General features: G+C 63.3%; 18 protein-coding genes and 1 rRNA gene (1 of these 19 cut by a window edge). 13 read left to right on the top strand and 6 right to left on the bottom strand.

Annotation, left to right across the window (positions count from 1 at the left end; genetic code table 11):
- Window positions 1-59: 59 nt before the first annotated feature.
- The 3 genes from IPL79_05365 to IPL79_05355 form a co-directional block, all read right to left on the bottom strand.
- Window positions 60-917 (bottom strand): zinc metalloprotease HtpX, encoded by an 858-nt coding sequence (locus IPL79_05365; protein MBK9070416.1) that lies wholly within the window; start codon window positions 915-917, stop codon window positions 60-62.
- Between the two features lie 78 nt (window positions 918-995).
- The gene (locus IPL79_05360; GenBank protein MBK9070415.1) at window positions 996-1,979 is read right to left on the bottom strand and encodes a CoA ester lyase; all 984 of its coding nucleotides are present in this window, start codon (window positions 1,977-1,979) and stop codon (window positions 996-998) included.
- A 42-nt stretch (window positions 1,980-2,021) separates the two neighbouring features.
- Entirely contained in the window at window positions 2,022-2,537 is a 516-nt protein-coding gene (locus IPL79_05355) for a DUF507 family protein (protein MBK9070414.1), read from the bottom strand.
- Window positions 2,538-2,695: 158 nt separating this feature from the next.
- Here IPL79_05355 and IPL79_05350 point away from each other — a divergent pair, with 158 nt between their 5' ends.
- Genes IPL79_05350 through IPL79_05325 form a run of 6 tightly spaced genes read left to right on the top strand, consistent with a single transcriptional unit; the run spans window position 2,696 to window position 9,311 of the window.
- Window positions 2,696-3,157, top strand: coding sequence for a (deoxy)nucleoside triphosphate pyrophosphohydrolase (locus IPL79_05350; protein MBK9070413.1), 462 nt, complete (start codon window positions 2,696-2,698; stop codon window positions 3,155-3,157).
- A gap of 32 nt (window positions 3,158-3,189) precedes the next feature.
- The gene (locus tag IPL79_05345) at window positions 3,190-4,536 is read left to right on the top strand and encodes a serine/threonine protein kinase (GenBank protein ID MBK9070412.1); all 1,347 of its coding nucleotides are present in this window, start codon (window positions 3,190-3,192) and stop codon (window positions 4,534-4,536) included.
- A gap of 20 nt (window positions 4,537-4,556) precedes the next feature.
- Window positions 4,557-6,062 (top strand): DUF4011 domain-containing protein, encoded by a 1,506-nt coding sequence (locus IPL79_05340; GenBank protein MBK9070411.1) that lies wholly within the window; start codon window positions 4,557-4,559, stop codon window positions 6,060-6,062.
- Window positions 6,014-6,685, top strand: coding sequence for a hypothetical protein (locus IPL79_05335; GenBank protein ID MBK9070410.1), 672 nt, complete (start codon window positions 6,014-6,016; stop codon window positions 6,683-6,685). The genes IPL79_05340 and IPL79_05335 overlap by 49 nt, the downstream gene beginning before the upstream one ends.
- Window positions 6,685-7,671, top strand: a complete 987-nt coding sequence (locus IPL79_05330; protein ID MBK9070409.1) for a hypothetical protein — start codon at window positions 6,685-6,687, stop codon at window positions 7,669-7,671. The genes IPL79_05335 and IPL79_05330 overlap by 1 nt, the downstream gene beginning before the upstream one ends.
- Before the next feature lie 35 nt (window positions 7,672-7,706).
- On the top strand, window positions 7,707-9,311 hold the full coding sequence (locus tag IPL79_05325; protein ID MBK9070408.1) for a DUF3320 domain-containing protein: 1,605 nt from the start codon (window positions 7,707-7,709) through the stop codon (window positions 9,309-9,311).
- Between the two features lie 10 nt (window positions 9,312-9,321).
- On the opposite strand, the gene IPL79_05320 is transcribed toward IPL79_05325, so the two are convergent.
- Both IPL79_05320 and IPL79_05315 read right to left on the bottom strand, forming a co-directional pair.
- Window positions 9,322-9,936 (bottom strand): response regulator, encoded by a 615-nt coding sequence (locus IPL79_05320; GenBank protein ID MBK9070407.1) that lies wholly within the window; start codon window positions 9,934-9,936, stop codon window positions 9,322-9,324.
- A 92-nt stretch (window positions 9,937-10,028) separates the two neighbouring features.
- The gene (locus IPL79_05315; GenBank protein ID MBK9070406.1) at window positions 10,029-10,511 is read right to left on the bottom strand and encodes a hypothetical protein; all 483 of its coding nucleotides are present in this window, start codon (window positions 10,509-10,511) and stop codon (window positions 10,029-10,031) included.
- A gap of 100 nt (window positions 10,512-10,611) precedes the next feature.
- On the opposite strand from IPL79_05315, the gene IPL79_05310 reads away from it, so the two are divergent.
- The 6 genes from IPL79_05310 to IPL79_05285 all read left to right on the top strand — a co-directional run bounded on the left by IPL79_05310 (window position 10,612) and on the right by IPL79_05285 (window position 20,200).
- A complete protein-coding gene (locus IPL79_05310) occupies window positions 10,612-12,753 on the top strand; it encodes a 4Fe-4S dicluster domain-containing protein (GenBank protein MBK9070405.1) in 2,142 nt (713 codons plus the stop codon).
- A 56-nt stretch (window positions 12,754-12,809) separates the two neighbouring features.
- Window positions 12,810-15,113 carry a hypothetical protein gene (locus IPL79_05305; protein ID MBK9070404.1) on the top strand — a complete coding sequence of 768 codons (2,304 nt, stop codon included), beginning with the start codon at window positions 12,810-12,812 and terminating at the stop codon, window positions 15,111-15,113.
- Between the two features lie 35 nt (window positions 15,114-15,148).
- Window positions 15,149-16,729, top strand: coding sequence for a hypothetical protein (locus tag IPL79_05300; GenBank protein ID MBK9070403.1), 1,581 nt, complete (start codon window positions 15,149-15,151; stop codon window positions 16,727-16,729).
- Window positions 16,730-16,869: 140 nt separating this feature from the next.
- On the top strand, window positions 16,870-17,568 hold the full coding sequence (locus IPL79_05295; GenBank protein ID MBK9070402.1) for a hypothetical protein: 699 nt from the start codon (window positions 16,870-16,872) through the stop codon (window positions 17,566-17,568).
- Between the two features lie 65 nt (window positions 17,569-17,633).
- Entirely contained in the window at window positions 17,634-19,445 is a 1,812-nt protein-coding gene (locus IPL79_05290) for a peptide MFS transporter (protein ID MBK9070401.1), read from the top strand.
- 56 nt (window positions 19,446-19,501) lie between these two features.
- The gene (locus IPL79_05285) at window positions 19,502-20,200 is read left to right on the top strand and encodes an extensin family protein (protein ID MBK9070400.1); all 699 of its coding nucleotides are present in this window, start codon (window positions 19,502-19,504) and stop codon (window positions 20,198-20,200) included.
- A 10-nt stretch (window positions 20,201-20,210) separates the two neighbouring features.
- Here IPL79_05285 and IPL79_05280 read toward each other — a convergent pair whose 3' ends face one another.
- Window positions 20,211-21,797: a hypothetical protein gene (locus IPL79_05280; GenBank protein ID MBK9070399.1), complete on the bottom strand. Its 1,587-nt coding sequence runs from the start codon at window positions 21,795-21,797 to the stop codon at window positions 20,211-20,213.
- 777 nt (window positions 21,798-22,574) lie between these two features.
- Between IPL79_05280 and IPL79_05275 the strand changes: the two genes are divergently transcribed.
- A 23S ribosomal RNA gene (locus IPL79_05275) occupies window positions 22,575-23,709 on the top strand (it continues 1,847 nt past the right edge of the window).

Genomic DNA, 23,709 nt, shown 5'->3' with positions numbered 1-23,709 from the left:
GCAACGTACTACCGACACAGCAACCGCGCAACCCGTGGCCCGCGGCCATAGCGCCGCTGCTAGGTGGCCAGGTCGCGCAAGCGCTCGATGCGCCTGGCGATGGGCGGATGCGTTGAAAACAGGCCGCTGATCGCGTTGGCGGAAAACGGCGCACAGATGTAGAGGCTAGCCGTTGCGGGCGATTGCGCGACGGTGTGCATAGGCACGCGCGCATTGCCGCGCTCGAGCTTGGCCAGCGCGCTGGCGAGCGCCTCGGGATCCCCCGCGATGGCGGCGCCGGTCTCATCGGCGAGATACTCGCGCGACCGCGAAATGGCGAGCTGGATGATCGTAGCGGCAATGGGCGCGACGATGGCGACGGCGAGCGCGCCAATTGCGCCTAGCCCGCTTCGACCCTCGCCATCGCGCGTGCCGCCGCCAAGCAGCGCGCCCCACTGCAACATCGACGCCACGAGCGAGATGGCGGTCGCAAACATCGCGGCGATGGTTGCAATCAAGACGTCGCGGTTTTTGATGTGCGCCAGCTCATGCGCGATCACGCCGCGAAGTTCACGCTCGCTGAGCAACCGCCGAATGCCGGTGGTCACCGCGATGACGCCCTTGCGTGGGTTGCGTCCGGTGGCAAAGGCATTGGGTGCATCATCGTGCATGACGTAGACGCGAGGCATCGGCAGCTCGGCCGCGTGCGCCAGCTCGCCTACCATTGCAAACAGTTGCGGGTCGTCGGCCTGGGAAATCTCCTTGGCGCGATTCATCCGCAGCACGATGCGGTCGGAGAAGAAATACGAAAAGAAGTTCATGACGACCGCGATGCCGCCAAACAGCCATAGGTTGCCCGGCGCCAGATAGTTGCCCAGGAGCACGATCATGGCCGAGAGCCCGCCCAGCAAGGCCACGGTCTTGAGCTGATTTGCGATTCGATGCAGGCTCATAGCCCTCGCAATATAGGGCGCCCCGGCGGCCGCGCAAGGGGCGAAATATCGCCGGGCGCGTGGCTACCTAAACCACGGCTGCACCGCTGGTGGCAAGGCGTGCCCCGCGAGCTTGGCGCGTCCGAGCAGCTCCCAAAAATAACGATACGTCGCGCGATCGTGGAGCTCGCCAGCGTGTTGAATTGGCCCCCACGCGGCGGCCTGCGCCGCGAGCAAGATTTCCGAGGCCGCGATGACTTCGGCGAAGTCGGGCGCCATGGCCTCGACGATTGCTTGGATCTGGGTCGGGTAGATCGACCACATCCTGAGAAAGCCAAACTCCGTCTTGGCGCGGCGCGCGTCGTTGTAGGTCTGGTGTGGGTTTTTAAGATCAAGCGTGACGTTGTGCGAGGGCACCAGGCCCGCGCCGAGCGCCGAGGCGACGACCTGTGACTTCGCGCGCGCCAGCAGCGCGTGCTCGAACTGCCCCGGCGACTTCATGCAGCTCGCGGCGATCGCGCCGTGATGGCCGGAGATAAAATCCATCAGCCCAAAATCAAGCACGGCCAACCACGGCACCGCCGCGATCTCGAACACCTCGCGCAGCGCGCCGTGGGTTTCGATGAGCACGTGCACCGGAATCTCACGCAAGCTGCCGGCCGCTTGTACCGCCGCCTTGAGATACGTCACCACGCTCGCTACCTGCGCCGCCGACGTCGCCTTGGGAATGGTGATGTACGCGATCTTGTCGACCGCCGCCCCAATCACCACGTCGAGGTCCTCGCGCCACGCAGGATGCGTTGGGTCGTGGATCCGCACGCCTGCCATGCCATGCACGTTGCGGCTGGATTTCAACATCTCGGCGACCATCGTCGCATGGCGCTTTTCATGGCCGGTGGCGGCGCCGTCCTCGAGATCCATTGTGATATCAAAGATCGGTCCCAGCGTTTGCTGCAACTCAAAGGCCTTGCCGATCAGCTTTTCGCTGCCGGCAAAGTGCTCACACGCGGCTACGAGCGGGAAGGGCCGCTCGCCGCCAAACAATGCTTCTCGCGGATGCAACGTCATGACGCGATGATAGCGCCACGGGCCCGCGAAGGGTGGGCCGAGCTACTCTTTAACGCCGTGCTTGGTTTTGATTTGGTCAAGGACCTTGCCGTATTCCGCATCCCAGGCCGAGGTGCCTTCTTGCAGATTCTTGATCCGGTCGCGCACTTCGCGGTCCATCTCGTCTTCGAGTTCCATGTGCTTTTTGACGATGTCCTTGACCTTGCGGCGCAGGGTGGCGTCGTCAGCGAACACCTCGTCGATATGCGACGATTGCATAAAGGCCTCGAGGAGCTGGTTGCAAATCCACGACAGGCCTTCTTCGCCCAGGCCAAAATCTCGCTGCTCGGCCAGCTGGCGCTTGGTGCGCGCGAGCTGTGATTGCGGCAAGCCGCGAATTTCTAGGATGTCTTTGGCGCGGTCGGTCAGCTCTTTGTCGACGCGGATGTATTCCTTCAGCACCGCGCTCGCGTCGAGTTCGGCCTCGCGCGCTTCGCTCACTTCAAGGTCGCCATCTTCCGCGAGCTTGGCGATGATCTCGGCGGCTATGGCGTCGATCTTGGAGGCATAGAGCTTCATAGCTGGACAATATGGGCCCGGTTGCGGGGAAATCAAGCTAACGGGCCCAATTATCAAGGGAAAAGTAGTTTTTCACCGTTCGCGAGAATGATCTCGAATTGCGCTCTCGCGTGTTGCCTCGCGTTTCGCTGCGCGTCGCGGCGCGCTACACTTTGCGCATGCGGGACCGTAAAATTGTTGTCGCCGGTCTCATCACGCAAGCGACGCCGTCGGGGCCGCAACGCGATGGCGCGACGGTGCTCTTGACGAAGCGACGCAGCGATCAACTGCTGCCCGATCAGTGGGAGCTGCCAGGTGGCAAAGTTGAGGCCGGGGAGCATCCCGAGGACGCGCTGGCGCGCGAGCTGCGCGAGGAGCTTGGCGTCGAGGCGCACATTGGCGCGATATGGGACGCGGTGTTTCACGCCTATCCAGCCTTTGACGTCCTGATGTTGATATATAAATGCGCGCTGCCAGCTGAGGCACAGCCGCGCGCCGTCGAGGTCGCCGACCTCGCCTGGGTCCCCGCAACCGAGCTTGCGGCCTACGACGTGCTCGCCGCCGACATTCCGCTGGTGCGTCGCATGGTGCGCGACGGAATTCCGTTGTGGGAGCCGTCATCCCGTGCCGCTGGCGTTTGACGGCTTCGGGCAATGCCCCGTACACTTACGACATGGAAGGTCGCACCAAAATTACCAAAGAGGTGCTTACCGAAGAAGCACGCTTCATTCTCGCCAACGTGATGGCTGAGGCGAAGTATGGGCGACAAAATCGCTACGACGAAATCCAGCGCGTTTGTGAAGGCGCCGTCTCGATTCCATTTGATGAATATGTCGTGTTTCTCAAGAACGCGTCGTATCTCAAGCAAGAGCGCAACAGCGACGAGCTCGTGGTAACCAGCGAAGGCGAGCAGGTGGTTAATGGCGGGAACCTGGCGGAGTTTACTGAACGCGCGGTGGCCCACTTCAAGAAGCTAAAGGCGAGCCGCACCCAAGGCGGGGCAGGGCAGCTCTCGGGGGGCGGCGCCATCATGGCCAGCGGCACCGCGCGCCAGGAGCCGCAACGCGCGGGGGTCGGCGGCGGCGAGGTCGTCGATGCGCGCTATGAGAAGCTGGCCTCGATTGGCACCGGCGGCATCGGCGCGGTTTACCGTGCGCGGCAGGTCCCGCTTTCACGTGAGGTCGCGCTCAAGGAAATTCGCGAGCTGTTCGGATTTTTCGGCGAAGATCAGCGCGGCGAAATTGTGCGGCGGTTTACCGATGTCGTGCGCGCCGCGGCGGCCTTAGCGCACCCAAACATCGTCGCCATCCACGACGTCAACCTTGAGCGCGATTTTCCGTACGTGGTCACCGAGCTCGCGCCCAACGGCTCGTGCCGCCGACTGATCACCGATGCCGAAGACATTCCGCTTGATGTGACGATGCGCTATTTGCTGCAGACGCTGCACGCCTTGCGCGCGGCGCACGCCCAGCGGGTCTATCATCGCGGCCTCAAGCCCGAGCAGCTCTTGCTCGACGGCTACGGCAATATCAAGGTGTCGGACTTTGGTTTTTCGCGGATCGTCGAGCGCGATCACGCCTTGATTCGCCAGGTGTACGTGGGCATGGGCAACGTCGCGTACATGGCGCCCGAGCTATATTCCGACCCCATGGCCGCGGGTGCGCAAGCCGATATCTATGCCCTCGGCATTATTTTTTACGAGCTGCTAACGCGCAAGCTGCCGGGGCGCCGCTCGCCGATGCCGTCGCAAGTCAATGGCTCCATGCCACGCGAGATGGACGATATTTTTGACCGCATGACTCGCGACGCGCGTGGCGAGCGGTACGGCAGCGTCGACGATGTCCTTGATGACATCGCCAAGATCGAGGGCTACGGCGCGATGGTCGAGCTCACGGGGGTGGGGCTGGGCGGCGATCCGCTGGCGTCGATTAAGTTTCGCGACGCCCGCGAGGGCGCGGTAGATCTCGCCGGCGGGCGCGGCAATGCAACCGTGCCTAAGCGCCCGGCCAAGAAGCCGTGAAGTAGGCTACGCTCTGCAGCGTGAGTGAACTTGCGCCCGCATCACCCCCTCGCGACGCTAGCTTACCGCAGGCCGCGATCGCACGCCTTGAGGTGTGGCAGCGATCGTTGCTAGACCTCTCGCTGCGCAATCGCATGCTCGACATGCGCGCCAGCAAGCAAATCCTGCCCTTCGTTGGCGCCGACCCGGTGGCGGTGGCGGCGGCGGTAGGGGCAGAGCAGGCGCTAACGGTCGTTGCGGCCCCCGGCGTGGCCGCACTCGCCGCGGGCGCGTCGCCACACGCGCTTTGCGCAGCCTTGTCCGATGACGAAATCGACGCACGTCTCATTCACATGGCGCGGCTCGCGCGCACCCAGCGCGACGATGGCGGGGTCGAAGTGCTTTGGCTCGCGGTTGGAACCCTGGTGTGGCGCGAGCGCGACGACGCGACGTCACGGCGCGCGCCGGTGCTGCTCGTGCCCGTCGCGTTGACGCGGCGCCATGCGCGTGAGCGATATGCGGTGGTCGCGCGCGCAGATGAGGCGCGGCTTAATCTAACGTTACTTGAAAAGCTACGCGCCGAGTGGGGGCTTACGCCCGAGCTGCCGGCGGTCAAGGAAGATGGCGAGCATGACGTCGAGGCGGTTTTCGCGGCCATGCGCGCCGCCTTGCCGAGCGAGCCGGGCTGGCAGCTTGTGCCCGAGGTTACCCTTGGCGTTTTCTCGTTCGCGAAGTTCGTCATGTGGACGGACCTCGCGCAGCGCGCGGCGGCGATCGCGGAGGCGCCCGTCGCCGGGCGGCTTTTGTCGCCAGGGCACGCCGGCGGCCACGCCGGGCCTGTTTTCATGGAACCGGCGGATCTCGATGCGGCGCCAGTGGCGACGACCTACACGCCGCTGGATGCCGATAGCACGCAGCTCGCGGCGGTGATGGCGGCGAGCGCCGGCGCGACGTTCGTGCTGCAAGGCCCGCCCGGCACCGGCAAGTCGCAAACGATTACCAACCTCATCGCGCACGCGATGGCGCAAGGCAAGCGCGTGCTCTTCGTGTCGGAAAAGATGGCGGCACTTGAGGTGGTGCAGCGGCGGCTGACGCAGGCAGGCCTCGGCGATTTTTGTCTGGAGCTGCATTCCAACAAAGCACAAAAACGCGACGTCATCGCGGACTTGGGCCGCGTGCTCGAGCGAGCCTGGCGCCCGGTCGGGGCCGCCGCCGGCGACGACGACAGCTTGGCCCGCCTGCGCGAAGAGCTCAATGCGTATGTCGTGGCGATTGGCACGCCGCTGCCGCTTGGGTTTTCGTTTCAACGGGCGGTCGCTGAAATCGAGGCGCTTGCGGCCGTGGCCGTCGTGCCTAGCGGGATAACCGTCGACCCCGCGCACGTCGCCAGCGCGGAGGCGTTCGCCGCCGCGCAGGCCCACGTGTCGCAATTTTCGCAAGCGCTGGAGATGGTTTCGCCAGTCGCGACGCATCCGTGGCGAGATTCTTCGCTGGCGACATGGCTACCGACTCGGGGCGAACGCTGGCGGAGGCCTTGCAGGCCTTGACGACCGCGCAGGCGACGTTTGATGAGATCGACAAGCTTGCGGGCGCCATGGTGCCCGGCGTGTGCGCGACCAGCAGCGCCGAGCTCGCGGAGCTCGCCGAGGTGGCATCATTGGCGGCGCAAGCGCCCGCCGTGCGGCTTGAGTGCTTGCTCGAGCTTGGCGCCCCCCCGCCAACCTCGGCACTGGCAACCGTGGCCAACGCCGGCGCTTTGGCATCGCGGCCGCAAACCGCAAGCGCTTATGTCGCGCTGGCGACGCGCGAGGCGCAGCTGCGAACCGCGCTGGCCACGCGCTACGATGAGGCATTGTGGGAGCTGGATATCCGCGGCCTCAAAGAGGCGTTTGCCCACTACGTCCCGCGTAATCGCTTATTCCGCTGGTTTGGCTTGCGCGGCGCCCGTCGTCAACTAGCGCGCGCCACGCGCGGGGAGGTCGGCAGCTACGACACGCAGTTGGCGGATCTGCAAGAGGCGCATGCCGTGGTGCGAGTGCAGCGCACGCTTGGCGATGCCACGCCCGATGCGATTCGGTGGTTTGGCGGCGCACCGCAAGGGCACCCTTGGCGACGGCCGCGGCGCATGTTGCGTGGGGACACCAGCTGCGTGCTGCCTTTGATCGCTTGATGCTGCGTAGTGGCACCGAGCGTGAGGGTTCGTGGCGCGCGCTATGCGCCGCCGTGGCCGGCGATGCGGCGGCATGGTCGCGCCTGCGCGAGCTGGCGGCGGCGGCGTGCCGCGCGTTGGCGCAGTTTGAAGAGGTTAGCGGCGTGTCGCTGGCGACGCGGCAGGGCGCACCCTTGGGTGAGGTCTTGGCGCAACGCCTCGAGGCCTGGCGCCAGCAGCCAGGCGCCTTGCGCGAATGGGCGGCGTATCAGCATGCCGCGGCGCAGCTGACAACAGCCGGGCTCGGCGGCCTGGTGGCGCTATGCGCCGGTCGCGCGGAGCTGACGGGGCCAGTGCTGGTCGCGAGTTGGCACCGCGCCGCGTTGCTGGTTGCCGCCGAAGCCCATTTGGAGGCCACGCCCGTCTTGGCCCAGTTTCACGGCCAGCTGCACCACAATCGCGTCGCTCAATTTGCTGGGTTTGATCAAGCTGCGCTGGGCGTGGCGCGCGCTCGCATGATCGCCAAGGTCACCGAGCGCGTGCCGCGGCTTGATGGCAGCGTAAGCGACGACGGCGAGGTGGGCGTCTTGCTGCGTGAAACCAAGAAGCAACGCCGGCACAAGCCGCTGCGCACGCTATTTCGCGAGATGCCAAATCTGCTCGGACGGCTCAAGCCATGCCTGTTGATGTCGCCGCTTTCGGTCGCGCAGTATCTCGATCCAGAGGCGCCGAAATTTGATCTCGTGGTGTTCGACGAGGCGTCACAGATTCCTGCCAGCGATGCGATCGGCGCGCTCGCGCGAGGCAACGCCGCGATTGTGGTGGGCGACTCCAAGCAATTGCCGCCGACGCGATTTTTTGCCGACCAGACGACCGCCGGCGATGATGACGCCGCGAGCGAAGATGAGCCGGCGCAGGAGCTTGAGAGCATCCTCGATGAATGCGTCGCGGCGCAGCTACCACAACGCTACCTCGGCTGGCACTATCGTAGCCGCCACGAATCCTGATCGATTTTTCTAATCGCGCGTACTACGACAGCCGCTTGCAGATTTTTCCTGCCGCGGCCAACCTCGCCGCGCATCTTGGCGTGCGGTTGGAGCGCGTGGCAGGCGTCTACGATCGATCGGCCACGAGGACCAACCCGATCGAGGCGGCCGCCGTCGTGCGGGCGGTCGTCGAGCACCTTGCCGATCCGCAGCGCAATCATAAATCGATCGCGGTGGTGACGTTTAGCCGGGCGCAGCAACAGCTGGTCGAAGACCTGCTCGATGCCGCGCGCCGGGAGCGGCCCGCGATCGAGGCCTTTTTTGCCGACACCAGGCCAGAGCCGGTCATCGTCAAAAATCTCGAGACCATCCAAGGCGACGAGCGCGACGTCGTGCTTTTTTCCGTGGGCTACGGCCCGGACGCCGCGGGCAAGGTGGCGATGAACTTTGGGCCGCTGAATCGCCAGGGCGGCGAACGTCGCCTTAACGTCGCCATTACCCGTGCCCGCGAGCAACTCTTGGTCTTTACCAGCCTCGATCCGGCGCAACTTCGGGTCGGCGACGCCGGGCGTGGCGTGGCAGATCTTGCGGCCTTTCTGCAATTCGCCGAGGCCCGCACCACGGCCAAGCAAGCGGTAGCACCGCCGCCCAATGCCGTCGCCCTAGCCATTGGCGAGGGCTTGGTTGAACGTGGGTTTGCCGTGCGCTACGGCGTTGGCTGCTCGGCCTACAAGGTTGATGTGGCCGTCATCGATCCCGATGACCCAGCCAACTTGGTGTTTGGCATCGAGACCGACGGCCCGGCCTATCAATTGGCGCCGACGGCGCGCGATCGCGATCGTCTGCGCGCCTCGGTGCTCGGCGCCATGGGCTGGCGGTTAGCGCGCGTGTGGAGCCCCGACTGGCTAGCCGATCCGAAGCGCGAGCTGACGCGGTTGCACACCGGCCTGGTCAATGCGATTGCGGCGTCGCGGGCGAGCAAAAAGGTCGGGCCTTCCGCGACGGCCACTGCAGTCGTTACGGCGGCGCCACCTGCGGCCACGCCGCCACCATCGCCGACAACCGCGACCACGGATACCCCAGCGCCGTCCGCGCGTGAGCTCGCGCCGTATCGCATGGCCACGCTTGCCAAGCGCAAACGCGAGTCGACGTGGGTGTATTCCGGAGAGTCGTCGATGGCGCTCATGCAATTGATGACCGAGGTCATCGAGCGCGAGGCGCCGGTTCACCTCGACGTGCTGGTCGCGCGCGTCGCCGACGCGGTCGATATGCCGCGCGTAACCAGCAAGCTCACCGAACGGGTGCGCGGCCTGATCGCGGGCGTCGGCCAGCTAGGACGCGGCGACGACGCCGAGTTTGTTTGGCCCAAAACCGCTGATGCGAGCCAACTGCACGTGCCGCCCCGCCCGCCAGGGGAGAGCGAGGCGGAGGCGCGTCGCGCGCTGGAGGAAATCAGCGTCGCCGAACTCGCCGGCGCTGCGTTGCATATCTTGCATGCCAATGTGGCAATGGAGCGGCCGGCGCTCGCCAAGGAGATTGCGCGCCTCTTTGGCTATCCACGGCCAAATGAACGCATCTTGGTTCGCCTCGATCAGGCGGTCCAGCGCGCGGTGGCGACGGGTGCGGCGGCCGCCGACGGCGCGCGCATCGTCGCCAAATAGGCACGCGTTGCTAGTACGACGTAAACAGCTCGGACATTGGCATGCCGAGCGCGCGCGCGAGGCGATATAAGCTCGCAATGGACGCCGCGGTCTCGGCGCGTTCGATCTGCGACAGCAATGAGACCGACAGCCCCGTTCGCCGCGCGAGTTGCTTAAGGGTCAGGCCGCGCGCCTTGCGGGTTTCGCGCACCGTGACGCCGAGCCGTGATAGCAGCTGCGCCTCGCCGCTGGTCGCCAGGCCCTTGCGATTGGCAATGAGCTGCAGCACCCGCGCAAGCTCCGCAATATCGAAGGGTTTCTGTAGATACGCCGACACTTCATGCTCGATCGAGCGCATGGCAGTCTCAAGGCTGGGGTGCCCGGTTAGCATCACGACGGCGATGTCGCTATCGTGGGCGCGAATCTCCGCGAGCAGATCCATCCCCGAGACCACGGGCATCATGACGTCGAGCACGACGATGTGAAACTCGCCGCGCCGAATCTCGTCCATGGCCTGCGTCGGATCGGTGACGATCGTCGGCTCACACCCGTTGGACTCTAAGACATCCCGAAGCAACCCCGCCACATCCGCGTCGTCATCGACGACCAAGACCCGAAGCGCATTGCGATCTTCAAGCTTTGCGATACCAACCACACGCCACCTCACACGGGTGTTAACCAACCGCCATCGCCGAGTCAACCCGACGGCGCGGGCAATTGCAGGCCCAAAGCGGTGCCTTAGCGCGACGCGAGCGTAAGTGTGGGGAGGGCCACCACCAGCGTTAGCTCGACACCGACGTCGAGGTGGTTTTGCAGCGCGCCGGGCTGCTGTAACAGGATCGCGCGCACGCCAACTACGGGGCCGGACATCGCCCAAATGCCCGCGCTGGCGCCGTAGGCGGTGCGGTGCAGGGGGTTGGTTCGCACCATCGGGCCGGCTAATAGGCCAAGCGTGACGCCACGCCACGGCCGGCCGATGACGGCGTCGGCGCCGAGGCGCAGGTCATCGCTCGAGGTCGATGGCATCACCCAGACGCCGCCACCTAAGACGCCGCCGGTGGGTGCGCGCCGAATTGCGAAGGCGCCGACGCCCCACGACGAATCCCACCAATCGGTCGTGGCCACGGCGGGCGTCGCAACGCCGCCGATCCCCGCGATCCACAGCCGTGTGGTTGTAGGTGTTACCGCCACATACTCTTCGGCAAGCGAGGTCTTGGGCACGGCGCAACACGCGGCTACGACCGCGAAAACAACACAACCATTTCGGCGCTTTCGCAGGCTCATCATCGCGTTTGTCGTTACACTTAGCCCCAGCATCTTCATGACGGTTCGAGTTTCACCGGCAAGGCCTGGCGGCGGCAGCGTACCACCACCCGGCAGCGCAAGCGATGCGTTGCGCCTGCAGCAGTACGCGTGGTTTGCGTCCGTGCCGACCGCGTTGCTCCAGCGCGCGCTGGCCAGCGGCGCGCTCGCGGTCCGCCAAGTGGCGCGCGACGTGGTCTTGCAGGGCATCGATGCGCCACCGCCAAACTGCGTGGTCGTCGTGCTGTCAGGCCAGCTTGCGGCGGGGCTGTTTGAAGGCAAAGCGCTGGCGGGGCGGGTCGCCGAGCGCGCGCGGCTGGCGGCGCTTTCGCCTGAAGCGGCCGCGGGCGAGTCGCTCATTAAGCCAGAGCCCTTGGCTCGCCTTGCGCGCAAGAACCTCGCGCTGTTTGCCGCCGGTGAGGTCTTTGTCCCGGCTAGCCTAGCGGCGCTAGGCGACGCCGCGGCCGCCTTCTTTAGCGCCGAGCCCACGATTTACGCCACCATCGGCAACGGCGCCCTGTCCGAATTTGCCGCCGCCGCGCCGCCGTTTGCCGCCTTCGTGCAGCAGCGCTTGGTTGCCAGCCGCGATCGGCTGGAGCAAGTGGTGGGGTCGCGCCAGGAGCTCCTAGATTTTTTCGTGCGGCACGGAATTTCTGTGGGCGGACCCTCGGTGCGCGTGCGCCAGCTCGATCTATGCATCGACTGCAAGCAGTGCGAGGACGCCTGCGAAGAGCGGTACGGCGCGCGCCGGCTTACCTTGGGCGGCTATCAAATCGGCATGGTCGATGTCGTGTTTACCTGCCGCACCTGCACCGATCAGCGCTGCATCGACCCGTGCGAATACGACTCGATTTCCTACGACACCCAGGCGCGCGAGGTGGTGATCAATGAGGCGACATGCGTCGGCTGTACCGCTTGCGCTGTGGCATGTCCGTACCACGCGATCGACATGGTCGACGTCGCCGATGCCGCCAGCCCCTTGTTTAGCGAAGGCTTCGTCGCGCGCCTAAACGCCGACAAGGCGCTTGGGTTTGGCCCGGGGACGCCTCGCATTGCCATGCCCCGGCGCATCGCCAATAAGTGCGATCATTGCAGCGACTACCACGACCAGGCGTGTGTTTCCGCGTGTCCAACCGGGTCGCTCATCGAAATCTCGCCGGCGGCGCTGTTCGCTGAGCGCGGCGATGCGCGCTCGGGCGAGGTGTTGCCGCCAGAGCCTTTCGAAACCGGGCTGGGCGTGCGCGATGCCGGCGAGGCGCGCGTGCGCCGCGGGAGGTGGCTGCCACTTCTGTTTTGGGTGCTCGGCGTGGCCGCGCTCTTGGTCGCGTTTGGCGAGGTCATGCTGCGACTCTATGCGCCGCAGTGGTCGTATCAGTTTTTTCAGCTCAAGGCAGACCCGGCCAACATCGAGGTGGCGGCCTCGGCCCTCGCAGAAAAAATTACCTTTCGCGCGGGCGATCCGCTTTCGGTTTGGCTAGGCGTCATTGGCACGGCGTTCATGGCCGTGGCCGCCATCTATCCCATGTTCCGCCGCGTCCGCATGTTCCGCTGGCTCGCCGCCAATACCATGTGGTTTGATTTTCACCTCATGGCTGGCATCATTGGGCCGCTGTTTATCATGCTTCATTCGGCGCTGCGCCTTGGTAGCTGGGTGTCGATGGCCTTTTGGAGCATGGTCATCGTCGTGCTCTCGGGCGTGCTCGGGCGGTATCTCTATACCGTCGTGCCTAAGCTCGCCGGTGGCTCCGATTTGGAAGAGCTCGGCCTTGGCGGCCAACTCGCCGCGCTGCGCACCAAGAGCGCCGGCGCATCGCACGTCGTGGACCGCGAGCTTGCCGTTGGGCGCCGGGTCGCCGACGCGATGGCGGCCAGCACGAGCGTGTTTGTGGCGGTTTGTTGGCTGATGTGGGAGGACGCGCGGCGGCCATTTGACTCGATCGTTCGAACCTTTCGCTTGCGCCGTGTTGGCGCAGCGCGCGACGTGGCGCAGGATGCCCACCATATCGCCTCGCGCATGCGCTACCTTGAGCGGCGTCGCGTCATCGCGCCCAAGGCGCAGCAATTCCTCAATTCGTGGAAAAAAGTTCACGTCCCGTTCACAATCTTGTTAACTGGCTTCTCGGCGGTTCACATTTGGTTGTCATGGTCGCGCGCATGGTAGGCACACAGGGTTGTAGGTCGCGGTCGCCGCGCGTCTGCGCATGGGCGCGCTGCCTTTTGGTCGCGAGCGCCACCTCTTTCGTGGTGTTGCTGCTCGCGCTATGGCGTGCGCCCGACGCCTCCGCCCAGGGCTTCTTTGCCACCTCGCCAGGGGCACTTTCGCAGAGCCACGCGTCGATTGACACCGAGGCCAATTGCAACGACTGCCATGACGGCGGGCGTGCCGTGGTGAACAGCAAGTGCCTTGGCTGTCACGACCACAAGCAGCTCAAGGCACGGGTCGATGCCGGCAAGGGGCTCCACGCCTCCGGTCAGGTCCGCGGCAAGTCGTGCGGCTCGTGCCACCTTGAGCATAAGGGTCGCAGCTACGACATCATGGGGTGGAAGTTTTTGCCCGGTGGCGAGCAAGGGTTTGATCATGCCTTGGCCGGGTGGCGCCTTGAAGGCAAGCATGGCGTTGCGAAGTGCGCGGACTGTCACAAAGATCGCAATCGCCAGGGGCTGCGCACCTATGTCGGCGTCGATCGCCTCTGCGGTTCCTGCCACAAGGAAGACCAGCCGCATGGTTTTGACCGCCGCGAGATGCTCGCCTGCGAGCGCTGCCATAGCCAGAGCGTGTGGAAGCCGCCGCGCTCGAGCATGGAGTTTGATCACAACGATAAGAAAGATGCGGCCGTCTCCTTGGTGGGTTCGCACGAGGACGTGTCGTGCGCGAAATGCCACCCCAAGGCGTTATTTAACCTGCCCAAGGGCGATAGCTGCGAAAATTGCCATCAGAGCCCGCACGACGGCCACTTATTTGGCAAGCGCAGCTGCGAGTGGTGTCACTCGCCGGCGTTTCGCTCGCTCGACAAGTTCAAGTTCGACCACGATCGCCGCACCAAGTTTGATCTTGGGTCGACCCACGGCAAGCTCGATTGCTATGGCTGTCACACCAAGCCCATGGGCACCAAGACGCCGCCGCGCGCGTGCGAGGCGTGCCATGCCGACGACAACAAGCACGGCGATCGCTTCAAGGCATTTGGCTCGCCGCCAAGCTGCGGCACCTGCCATCCCTCATCGAGCTGGCGGCCGACGATGTTTAATCACGACCGCCAAACCAGCTTTAAGCTGACCGGCGCGCACGCCACGGCGTCGTGTCGCGATTGCCACCGCGGCAAGAACCCGTCGCAATTTGAGCGGTTTGACGCCAAGAAGGTCGGCTGCATGGGTTGTCACCAACACAAGGCGGCGCACAACAACGAATATCCCGACAGCAAGTGCCTCAGCTGCCACAAGACCGCGGGCAAGATCAACTTCGACCCGTCGACGGTCGACAAGTACCACGGGCCTAAGGCGCGCTTTCCGCTCACCAAGGGGCATAACGGCGTGCAATGCTCGCAATGCCACACCGGCGGCAAGTTCAAAGATACGCCCATGGAGTGCGGCACGCGCTGCCACCAAGACTCTTTGCATAAAGGCTCGCTGGGGCAGGTGTGCTCGACCTGCCACACGCCAGGCGTGTGGGCCGCCAGCAAGTTCGATCACACCGAGCACACCGACTGGCCGTTGCGCGGCCTGCACGCCAAGGTGCCCGAATGCGCTGATTGCCATCCGACGCGGCAGTATACCGACACCCCGACCAACTGCTCGGCCGAGGGTTGCCACGCCAAGGATGACGCGCATGCGGGACGTCTTGGCCAGGGTTGTGAGCGCTGCCACACCGAGACCGGCGACAACTTGTTCGCGCACAACACGATGTCGAGCTTTAAGCTCACTGGTGAGCACCTCGACGTGGCTTGTGTTGACTGCCACCCGTCCGTGAAGTTTAAGCCGCGGCCAAATAATTGCTATGGCTGCCACGATGAGCCCGAGGTGCACGCCGGCCAATACGGCACCACCTGCGAGCGCTGCCACACGACCAAGGGTTTCTTTGATATTCGGCCGCTGCACGACGTTGGCGACTTCTCGCTCAATGGCGCGCATGCGCTGCAGGCCTGCGAGCGTTGCCACAAAGATAATCGCCCGATGGCGGGCACCGGAAATCTTTGTATCAATTGCCATCGCCAAGACGACATCCATGCCAACTCCTTGTCGCCCAAGTGCGGCGACTGCCATACCCAGTGGTCGTTCACGCCGGCGCGCTTTGATCACAGCACGGTGGGTTGCAACCTCACCGGTCTGCATCGCACGCTTACCTGCAATGATTGTCACACCACGGGCGGCTACGGCAACATTAGCCCGACCTGCGTTGCATGCCATCGCAATGACGCCGCCATCAAGGGCGGCCCTCATGCTGGTTATGCGACGTGCGCCAATTGCCACAATCCAAGCGCGTGGCTGCCAACGACGGCGTCGGGGCGGGAGTCGGTGTGCCGCTGATGCGACGGGCGGCGCGTTGCCTTGCGGTGGGGGCCGTGCTTCTTGTCGCATCGCAGGCACGGGCGGCGCCGACCGTTTTTTTTACGGACAAGCCGGAGCCCGAGGCCCCCGACTGCGATGAGAGCCGCGACGACGATGGCGACGGCGGCGGTGACCAACGCGATGATGACTGCCCCGAGGCCCCGGCCAAAACGTTGTGGCAGGGGTCGCTTACGCTCTCCACCTTCATTCACTCAGAGGTCAGCACGCAAGGCCCGCCGATTAGCGGTGCCGCCACGGGCCTAAATCCTGCGAGCCCCTATCAGCGGGTGTTTGCCGAGGCGCGGCTGCAGCTCGATGGGCGACATCTTGGGGGTGGCGCCTGGGACACGCGCATCGACGTGCGCCTACGCACCGCGCGGGACGGCCTGCAGTCCGGCTCCTTTGGCGGCAACGAATACGACGCGCGCGAGCTCTACGCCGTGCGCGGCGGCCGCCGGGCCGATATTTTTGTTGGCCGCGTCTTGGTGCCAGATATCGGCGGTTTAAAAATCGACGGGCTGCGCGTCGATTACGGCGTCAGCGCTAAATGGACCGCCTTGGCGTTTGCGGGGCTCTATCCGCGCAAGGGGTCGCGGTCGGTGAGCGACGACTATCCCGGCGTCTATCCGATCGCGCTCGGTGGCGGCGCGGCCTATCGCACCAGCTCGGCCTATGGCGCCTTGGGCGCGGGCGGCGTCTTGCCGATGGGGACTGACGAGGCTACGGGTAGCACAGAGAAGCCGCGCGTGTTTTTGTCGTCCAACGGTTTTTACCGCGGCGGAAAAAACCTCGTCATTTACCATTACGGCATCGTCGACGTCGCGGGAGCCGGCGGATTCGCGCTGACCAATGGCAGCGTCGGCCTCAATTATCGCCCCACGCCCAAGTATACGCTGACCGCCGCCATTCATCGCATGAACACCGAAACACTCAACGTGCATGCGCAGGCGCAATTGGAAGACGCCGCGCCGCTTGCCGGCGTCATCCAAAACAACATCGAGGTTTCCCGCATCGCCTCAACCGCGCTTCGCGGCGGCGCCAGTGCTTCACTTGGCAAAGACGACCGCTTTGAGGTGTCAACGAGCGCGGGCTTGCGGACGCGGCCACTCATTACCCAAACTGCCGAGGGCGTGACGGCCACTATTACCGCAAACCAGGAAGCCGAGTTGTTTGTGCAATTTCTCGATCGCCGCCTATTTGGCACGCGGGTGAGCCTTAGCTTCATGCGCGCCTTCGGCCTTGATAACGGCAACGCGCCGCAAACCGACTCACAGGCCATCCGGCTACTCGCCTCGCGCGATTTCGCCAGCGAAAAAGGGCAGTGGGAGGCCGAACTGGGGCAGGTCACCGCAAATGACAACAATGCCGGCGTCACCTGCGACCCGACGGATTTTCCAACTTGCTACGGCAGCGCCGGTGCGAGCACGCTTGGCGCCACGGGCCGCGTCTACTATCGCTTCAAGCGCGATTGGTTCGTCCTCGGCTCGCTCGAGCTTGCGCGCGAGCGACTCGACGTCGCCAACGGCGGTACCGTGCTGCGGCAGCCGGGCATGACGCTGGTCACCGCGTTTGCGCGCCTCGCGTATCGATTTTAGCAAATGACGGTCTCTAGGCCCCACCCAGCGGCCATCCGCTAGCAACTTGTGTCGCCATCCGTGTCGTGCCCATGGCGGGCGCCTGGCTGCGGCAGCCGTGACGGACTGGCATTTCGCTTGCACTACAGAGCTGACGTCCTATGAGAACCGACGACTTATTTCACCCCATAGCCACGGCGCGGCGCAATTCAACGTCGCGTCGACACAGTCGGATGTCGTGTCGGTGGCTGGTGTTGTGCCTGTTGCTTGCAAGCCTTGCGCTTCCAACCGCCTATGCTTCCACTGGCGCCAAGTCCAAAGCCACCGGCTCGGCAGCGGCGTTGACTAAGCGCGGCTATTCGCGCTCAGTCGCCGGTCGCATCGCCGTCGCTCGCCCAAAGATGGCGGCGAGCTTGGCCGCCGACAAGAAGCGCGGCGCGCCGTTGACCTTGTATCGCGGCGTGGTCATCGCGCCCCATCGCTTCAGCTTCACCGGCGTGCCTGGCCATCGCAATTTTGAATCGACGGGGGGCAAGATTTGGTTTTCCAAGGATCTTGAAACCGCCTTCACCTTTGCGACAATCAGCGATCGCGGCTCGAGTGAGGTGCGCATGCTTGTGGAGGCCGAGCTTCCCGCACGATTTTGGAAGCCTAGGGCAAGGGTTGGCAATTGGTCGACGCCCGAGGGCGTGATCTATAAGAAGGAGGTGCCAGACCTCTCGCCATTTATCAAGCGAATAGGCCTCGTCACCAAAGACACCGCCTATCGCAGCCATATCGCCTGGTTCTCCTACGATCGCGCGCTGAGCCTAGGTATGTTTGACGGCCCAGTCGACTACGCGGCGTTAATGTCCAAGTAGGGCGAGATCACTTCGACCTCGTGCCCCCTAGCGCCCAGAGATGCGTCGGCATACGTTCGCTCACCATGGCAACCAGCACGTCCCCGGCTCAGCCGCCGCCCACCGGTCATCCGCGTGGCCTCTCAACACTCTTCTTCACCGAAATGTGGGAGCGCTTCAGCTTCTACGGCATGCGCGCCATATTTGTGCCGTTCATGGGCCTGGCGGTCGCCGAAGGGGGCCTCGGGTTTAATAAGCAAGAATCCGGCGCCATCTTGGCGCTCTATATGTCGGCCGTGTACCTGATGGCGTTGCCGGGTGGCTGGATCGCCGACAAGTTTTTAGGTCAGCGTAAGGCGGTCACGGTTGGGGGCCTCATCATTATTGTAGGCCACGTACTGCTGGCGCTTCCGATGTTGCTGAGCTTTTACGCCGGTCTAGCCTGTCTGGTGATCGGGACCGGGTTTCTTAAGCCCAACGTCAGCACCATGGTTGGGCAGCTCTACAGCAAGGGCGATGCGCGCCGCGACGGCGGCTTTTCCATCTTTTACATGGGCATTAACATCGGCGCCTTTGCAGCCCCTGTCATCTGCGGCTGGCTGGCGCGCTCCGAGGTATTTCAGAAATTCCTCGTCGATAATGGCATCTCGGCACACTACTCGTGGCACGTGGCCTTCGGCGCGGCGGCCGTCGGCATGGCCTTTGGCCTCTTGCAATACTGGAAGGGCAGCGGGGACTTAGAAGGCGTTGGCGATGCGCCGGTCATTACGGACCCGGTTGCGCGTGCCAACAACAAGAAGATTCTTGCCGGCATTATCGGCGCCCTCGTAATCATTCCCGTTATCTTGATGCTGGTCCATAAGGGCGGCTATGAGCTTACCAAGGAGCGCATTTCCAACATCTTTGGCGTCCTGTTGCTCTCGGTCTTTGTCACCACCTTCGTTGGGCTTTACCTAAAGGCCGCGAGCGAAACCGAAAAGAAAGGCGTCGCCGCGATGGCCGCGTTGGCCATCGGGTGCGTGGCGTTCTTTGCGCTTTTTGAGCAAGCCGCCGGGACCATGAATGCTTTTGCCGACGAGCGCACCCGCACGGTCGCCTTTGGCCGCGCCTTCCCCGCCGAGTGGTTTCAGTCGGTAAACTCAGTGTTTATCATTTTGCTGTCGCCGATCTTCGCGTGGTTTTTTGTGTGGGTCATCGCGCGCAAGATTGCGTTCAACGACATCCGCAAGTTCGGCGTCGCCTTGGTGTTTATGTCGATGGCGTTTTTTGTCATGCTGCCGGCGGCTGGCGGCACGGACGTCAGCCCACTGTACTTGGTAGGCTTCTACTTCTTTGCGACAGTCGCCGAGCTGTTTTTGTCACCCGTTGGCCTCTCGAGCATGACCAAGCTCGCGCCAGCAGGGGCGGGCGGCATGGTGATGGGGGTGTGGTTTCTATCGACGGCCAACGGCGATTACATCGCGGGGCGCGTTCATGGGTTTGTCGATACCTATTCCGAGACAACGCTATTTGAGATCATTATCGCGGGCGGCCTCGCGGTCGCGGCGCTCATGTTTGCGTTTGGCTGGTACTTTACCAAGCGCGTGCCGCTGGAATCCCTGATGAAGGATCCCGACGCCACGGGCAGCGAGACCGGCACCAAGGTGCTTGGCAGCGGTCGCGCAATCACCGGCAACGGCATCGCCGGCTTTGCGACCGCCGCGGCCTTGTGGCCGGTTGTACTTACCGACGCTGGGCTCGGCCTCGCAATCTGCGCCATCCCCGGACCCGCCGCGGTGCTGATGGCCCTCCGCGGCCTAGCGGAAACCAAGGATCCCAATGTAGGTGGACGCAAGATGTCGCTGGCGGTGTTCCCGCTTGCCGCCGTGGCCGCCGGGTTCGCGCTGGTTAATTTCTAGGGCGGCAAGCCGATTCCCTAGATCGTTTTCGCGGGCGAGGCGTTCGCACGGAGAGCATGTCACAAAACCTTGCGCGAGCCGTTGTGTGCCTCTGCGCCCTAGTCAGCGCGCCTCAGCGCGCGGTGAAGGCGGACTCGTTACCGATCAGCTTCGAGGCGCCCGCCGCGGCGGTAGAGCCCGCGCCGCTCGATGCGATACCCCGACAGCTTGCAGACGGCGCGCGCTTTGCGTGCCCGGCGGTCGACAAGGCGCGCTACGCCGGCACGCTCATGAAAATTTCGCCCGCGGCGCTCGTAAACGACGAGTTTGCCAAGCGCCTCGCGCTTTTTGAGGCCGTAGTGCGTGACGTCGCCGTAGAAGTGTATGGCCGCGCGCCGCGCAAGATCAGAAGCCTTGGTACCTATAACTGCCGGCCGATTCGCCTCTATCCCGGGTGGATCAGTGAGCACGGCCTCGCCAACGCGATCGACGTTGCTGCCTTCGACTTTCCCGCCGCGACCAAGGCGCAGCGCAAGGCGCTGCCGGCTGGTGCACCGCGTGGCTTAGCCGGAGCCTTTTCAGTAAGCGTCCTCAAACACTGGCAGGGCGGTCGCGGGCTTGTCGCGCTTCACCGCGAGTTCTTGCTCCGCCTAACCGACGCGCTGGTAAAGCGTCCGGATATTTTCCGCGTCATCCTTGGCCCAGGCTATCCCGGCCACGCCAATCACTTCCACTTCGACCTCTCGCCGTACCGCATGGTCGAGGTCGAGCCGTAGGCCCGCGATCCTATGGCCACAAGCGTTCGCCGCGCGCGAGGCGCCGCGCAAGCTGGTCCTCGTAGAGCGACGGCGGCGACACCTCGCTGCCGGCCAGTTCGACGAAATCTTCCGGCTCGCTGCGCAGCCCCCACGACGGCCACGGGCTAGGCAGCGCGGTGGTGAGGCCGGTGAGCACATTGCCAATTAAGTAGCCAACGCCGGCCTGATAGCTGCGAATGATGCCTTCGCCGCGGTTGTTCCAAAATACGGTTTGTGTGGCGGTGAGCCCCGCGCCGCTGCTGTAGTCGCCGCGATTCTCCGCGTGCCAGCCGTCGTCGATGATCGATTGGTCGATCGCGTTGGCCATCGCGAGGCTGTGGTGAAATTCAGAGGCGGCGCCGAGCTCAAAGCCGCTATTGATCGCCGTTGACTCGCGCGAATGCACCCGCAGAAATACCAGGCCCGTGGCGCCAAAGCCCCAGTTCTGGATAAAGTTGTGCCGCCCGCGCCGCGCCGTGCAATCGACGATGAGCACCTCGTTCGACGCGGTGATCTCGAACAAGTAGCCGTTGCCACCGTCACCGCGATGCTGCGCAAACGCGAGGTGTGTGTCCGAAATCGTCACGCGCTTGCTGTTAGCAACGACAATGCCGCGGCTCCATACCTCCGCCTCGGCCTCGCCGATGGCGCCTGGTGCATACGAGCTCACGCCGTCAATCCACGCGTCCTGCACCCCGTAGAAGCTAATCAGCATCGGGCGATTGGTGTCATCGGCGACATTCTTGGGCACCGCATTAGTAAGCGAGAGCTGCTCGATGCCGACCTGCGAAATCGCGCCAACTTCGCGCCGCACGCTTGCGCTATCGCGCAACAGCGCGTCGTAACGCAGCGGCACATCGAGCGTCAGCCGCACGCCACCCGCCACCGGCGCCATCGCGACAATGCGCCGCCGAAAGAATGGCTGCCATGTGCCATTGAACGCCTTCCACACCCCCGTCATGCCATGCGTTTCGATAAAGGCCGGCGTAATGGTCCACCCCACCAAGATGTCGTCGTCAACCGCAAAGCCTTCGCCGCTGGCGACGTCGATGGTGTGTGCGCCGGCGACGCCCGAAGCAATAAGGTTAGTTTCTAGCGTCGTCGCCGTGCCGACGCCAACCGCGAGATGACTCTGGTCGCTCATGCCCGAGGTCTTGGTGAATCGCAGCCGCGTCGCTGCGCCTGCACCGCGCAGCACAAGCTTAGAGCGCCGCACCGCGATGGTGCCTTCCATTCGAATCTCGCCTGCGGGCAACATGATGACAGCGCCGGCAAGCGGCGCGTTATCGATGGCGGCCTGGAGAACCGACGTGTTGTCGGTCACACCGTCCGCAACAATGGGGGGCGTAACCACGGCATAGCTCGACGTGTTAGGTTGCGCTTCGCCGTTGCGATAACCCGCGTAGCTAACGTCCGGCAACGCGTGACCGTTCGCGTCGGCAAACCCCGGCGTCCAGTCCTCGGGATACAAGGTGCTGCGCGGCGCCGAATCTGGGCTAGCGTCGGGCGGCTCTGCCGGTTGGGAGCCATCGCGATGGTCGGTAGCGCCGCACGCGGAGGGGGCAAGTAGCGCCATCCTCAGCACCCAACAACATATAGTAGACGCGGATGGCGAGGTGCGCGTTGTCACGGCTGGGAGCGTAATGCGGCCACCCCCCGCGTGCCAATCTTCACTGCCGTTTAGTCGTCAAATTAGCCCAATCCGATCGCCTTTTCGCGTGAGATTCCAAGTGGATAGTGCGGCACTTGGACGTTCGCCAAAAAAAAGCCGCACCAACGTTGACGTTGCCAAGTGATTCCACTAGAAACCACTTTCTCGCAAAGCGCGAGGCTTTGAAAACTGAATAGCGAAACGAGAGAGAGCACGATAATTTGTTTATTGTACATTGCCTGATTTTGTAAACAAAATCAGGCGGATACATGAAGTAGATGAAATGTGCGAAACGCAAAAGTCCATGAAAGAGACAACAGTTTCAGCCTGCCGCAAGGCCAGCTGAACCCGGTGTTCTCATCATGTGTCTGGAATATTTGAAACGACTAAGGATTACGGTGAAAGTAAGTACGCTTAGCATGTTCCGAAACGTCACGAGCAACGGCGCAAGCCGAAGGTTGTGAGTAAAAGTTAGCGAGAAAGTTTGAGTGATTTGATTCGAAAGACGTGAAGTTGCCTTCCCGGCAGTGACGCGTTTACGGACCGCAGCCTCAACCTAAGACGTCTCCGCGCGAGCGAAGGCAGATTGGGTGAGGTCAAGGAAGCAAGGTGAGGATGCGAGGAGTTACCGTCTGGTAATGACGAGCAGCCGAGCCGCAGCTGACGCGGAGATCGCCCAATCTGCCGAGCGACCGTTTTGGTGGCTAAGCTAGTAAGAGCATTCGGTGGATGCCTTGGCACCAAGAAGCGAAGAAGGACGTGGCAAAACTGCGAAAAGCGACGGGAATTGTAAGCAAGTATCGAGCCGTCGATATCCGAGATCGGGAAACCGACACAGGTAATATCTGTGTGGCGTGAGGCTGAATCCATAGGCCACACGTAGCGAACGAGGGGAACTGAAACATCTTAGTACCCTCAGGAAAAGAAATCAAAAATGAGACTCCGCTAGTAGTGGCGAGCGAACGCGGAAGAGGCCAAACCAGTTGATTATTCAGCTGGGGTTGTAGGGCTGGTTCGGTTTTAGAGCCGATGGATTGCGTATAGGTAGTTGAGCGGCATGGAAAGGCCGGCCAAGAGGGTGAGAGCCCCGTAAGCGAAACCTAGACGGACCATAATCAGTACCTGAGTACAGCGGGACACGGGAAACCCTGCTGGAATCTGGGAGGACCATCTTCCAAGCCTAAGTATTACTTGGTGACCGATAGTGAACCAGTACCGTGAGGGAAAGGTGAAAAGAACCCCGGCGAGGGGAGTGAAAAGAATCTGAAACCGAATGTTTACAAGCCGTGGAAGCACTATGCCGCAAGGAATGTGCGACCGCGTGCCTTTTGCATAATGAGCCTGCGAGTTGTGGTGACCGGCAAGGTTAAGCCGATAGGTGAAGCCGAAGCGAAAGCGAGTCTGATAAGGGCGTCTAGTCGGTTGCTGCAGACCCGAAACCCTGTGATCTATCCATGGCCAGGCTGAAGGGGAGGTAACACTCTCTGGAGGGCCGAACTCACAACAGTTGAAAATGTTGGGGATGAGCTGTGGATCGGAGTGAAAGGCTAATCAAACTGGGTTATAGCTGGTTCTCGCCGAAACATATTTAGGTATGGCCTTTGAGGTTCTGCCGCGGAGGTAAAGCACTGGATGGGCTAGGGGTCCTACCAGATTACCAAACCCAACCAAACTCTGAATGCCGTCGACAACGACACTGGGAGACAGGCCGCGAGAGCTAAGTTCCGCGGCCAAAAGGGAAAGAGCCCAGATCGCCATCTAAGGTCCCCAAATCTAGACTAAGTGGAGAAGGATGTGGAGGCACACAGACAGCCAGGAGGTTGGCTTAGAAGCAGCC

This window comes from Myxococcales bacterium, from assembly GCA_016716835.1.
GTDB lineage: Bacteria > Myxococcota_A > Polyangia > Haliangiales > Haliangiaceae > JADJUW01.
The sequence above is the reverse complement of the archived record's forward strand: the minus strand, read 5'-3'. Positions and strand labels throughout refer to the sequence as shown.

Excerpts from the sequence above, each read along its gene's own strand:
- IPL79_05345 (MBK9070412.1), top strand. The coding sequence starts at position 3,190 with ATGGAAGGTCGCACCAAAATTACCAAAGAGGTGCTTACCGAAGAAGCA.
- IPL79_05280 (MBK9070399.1), bottom strand. The coding sequence starts at position 21,797 with ATGGCGCTACTTGCCCCCTCCGCGTGCGGCGCTACCGACCATCGCGAT.
- IPL79_05355 (MBK9070414.1), bottom strand. The coding sequence starts at position 2,537 with ATGAAGCTCTATGCCTCCAAGATCGACGCCATAGCCGCCGAGATCATC.
- IPL79_05310 (MBK9070405.1), top strand. The coding sequence starts at position 10,612 with ATGACGGTTCGAGTTTCACCGGCAAGGCCTGGCGGCGGCAGCGTACCA.
- IPL79_05295 (MBK9070402.1), top strand. The coding sequence starts at position 16,870 with ATGAGAACCGACGACTTATTTCACCCCATAGCCACGGCGCGGCGCAAT.
- IPL79_05350 (MBK9070413.1), top strand. The coding sequence starts at position 2,696 with ATGCGGGACCGTAAAATTGTTGTCGCCGGTCTCATCACGCAAGCGACG.
- IPL79_05335 (MBK9070410.1), top strand. The coding sequence starts at position 6,014 with ATGGCTACCGACTCGGGGCGAACGCTGGCGGAGGCCTTGCAGGCCTTG.
- IPL79_05290 (MBK9070401.1), top strand. The coding sequence starts at position 17,634 with ATGGCAACCAGCACGTCCCCGGCTCAGCCGCCGCCCACCGGTCATCCG.
- IPL79_05285 (MBK9070400.1), top strand. The coding sequence starts at position 19,502 with ATGTCACAAAACCTTGCGCGAGCCGTTGTGTGCCTCTGCGCCCTAGTC.
- IPL79_05360 (MBK9070415.1), bottom strand. The coding sequence starts at position 1,979 with ATGACGTTGCATCCGCGAGAAGCATTGTTTGGCGGCGAGCGGCCCTTC.
- IPL79_05330 (MBK9070409.1), top strand. The coding sequence starts at position 6,685 with ATGCTGCGTAGTGGCACCGAGCGTGAGGGTTCGTGGCGCGCGCTATGC.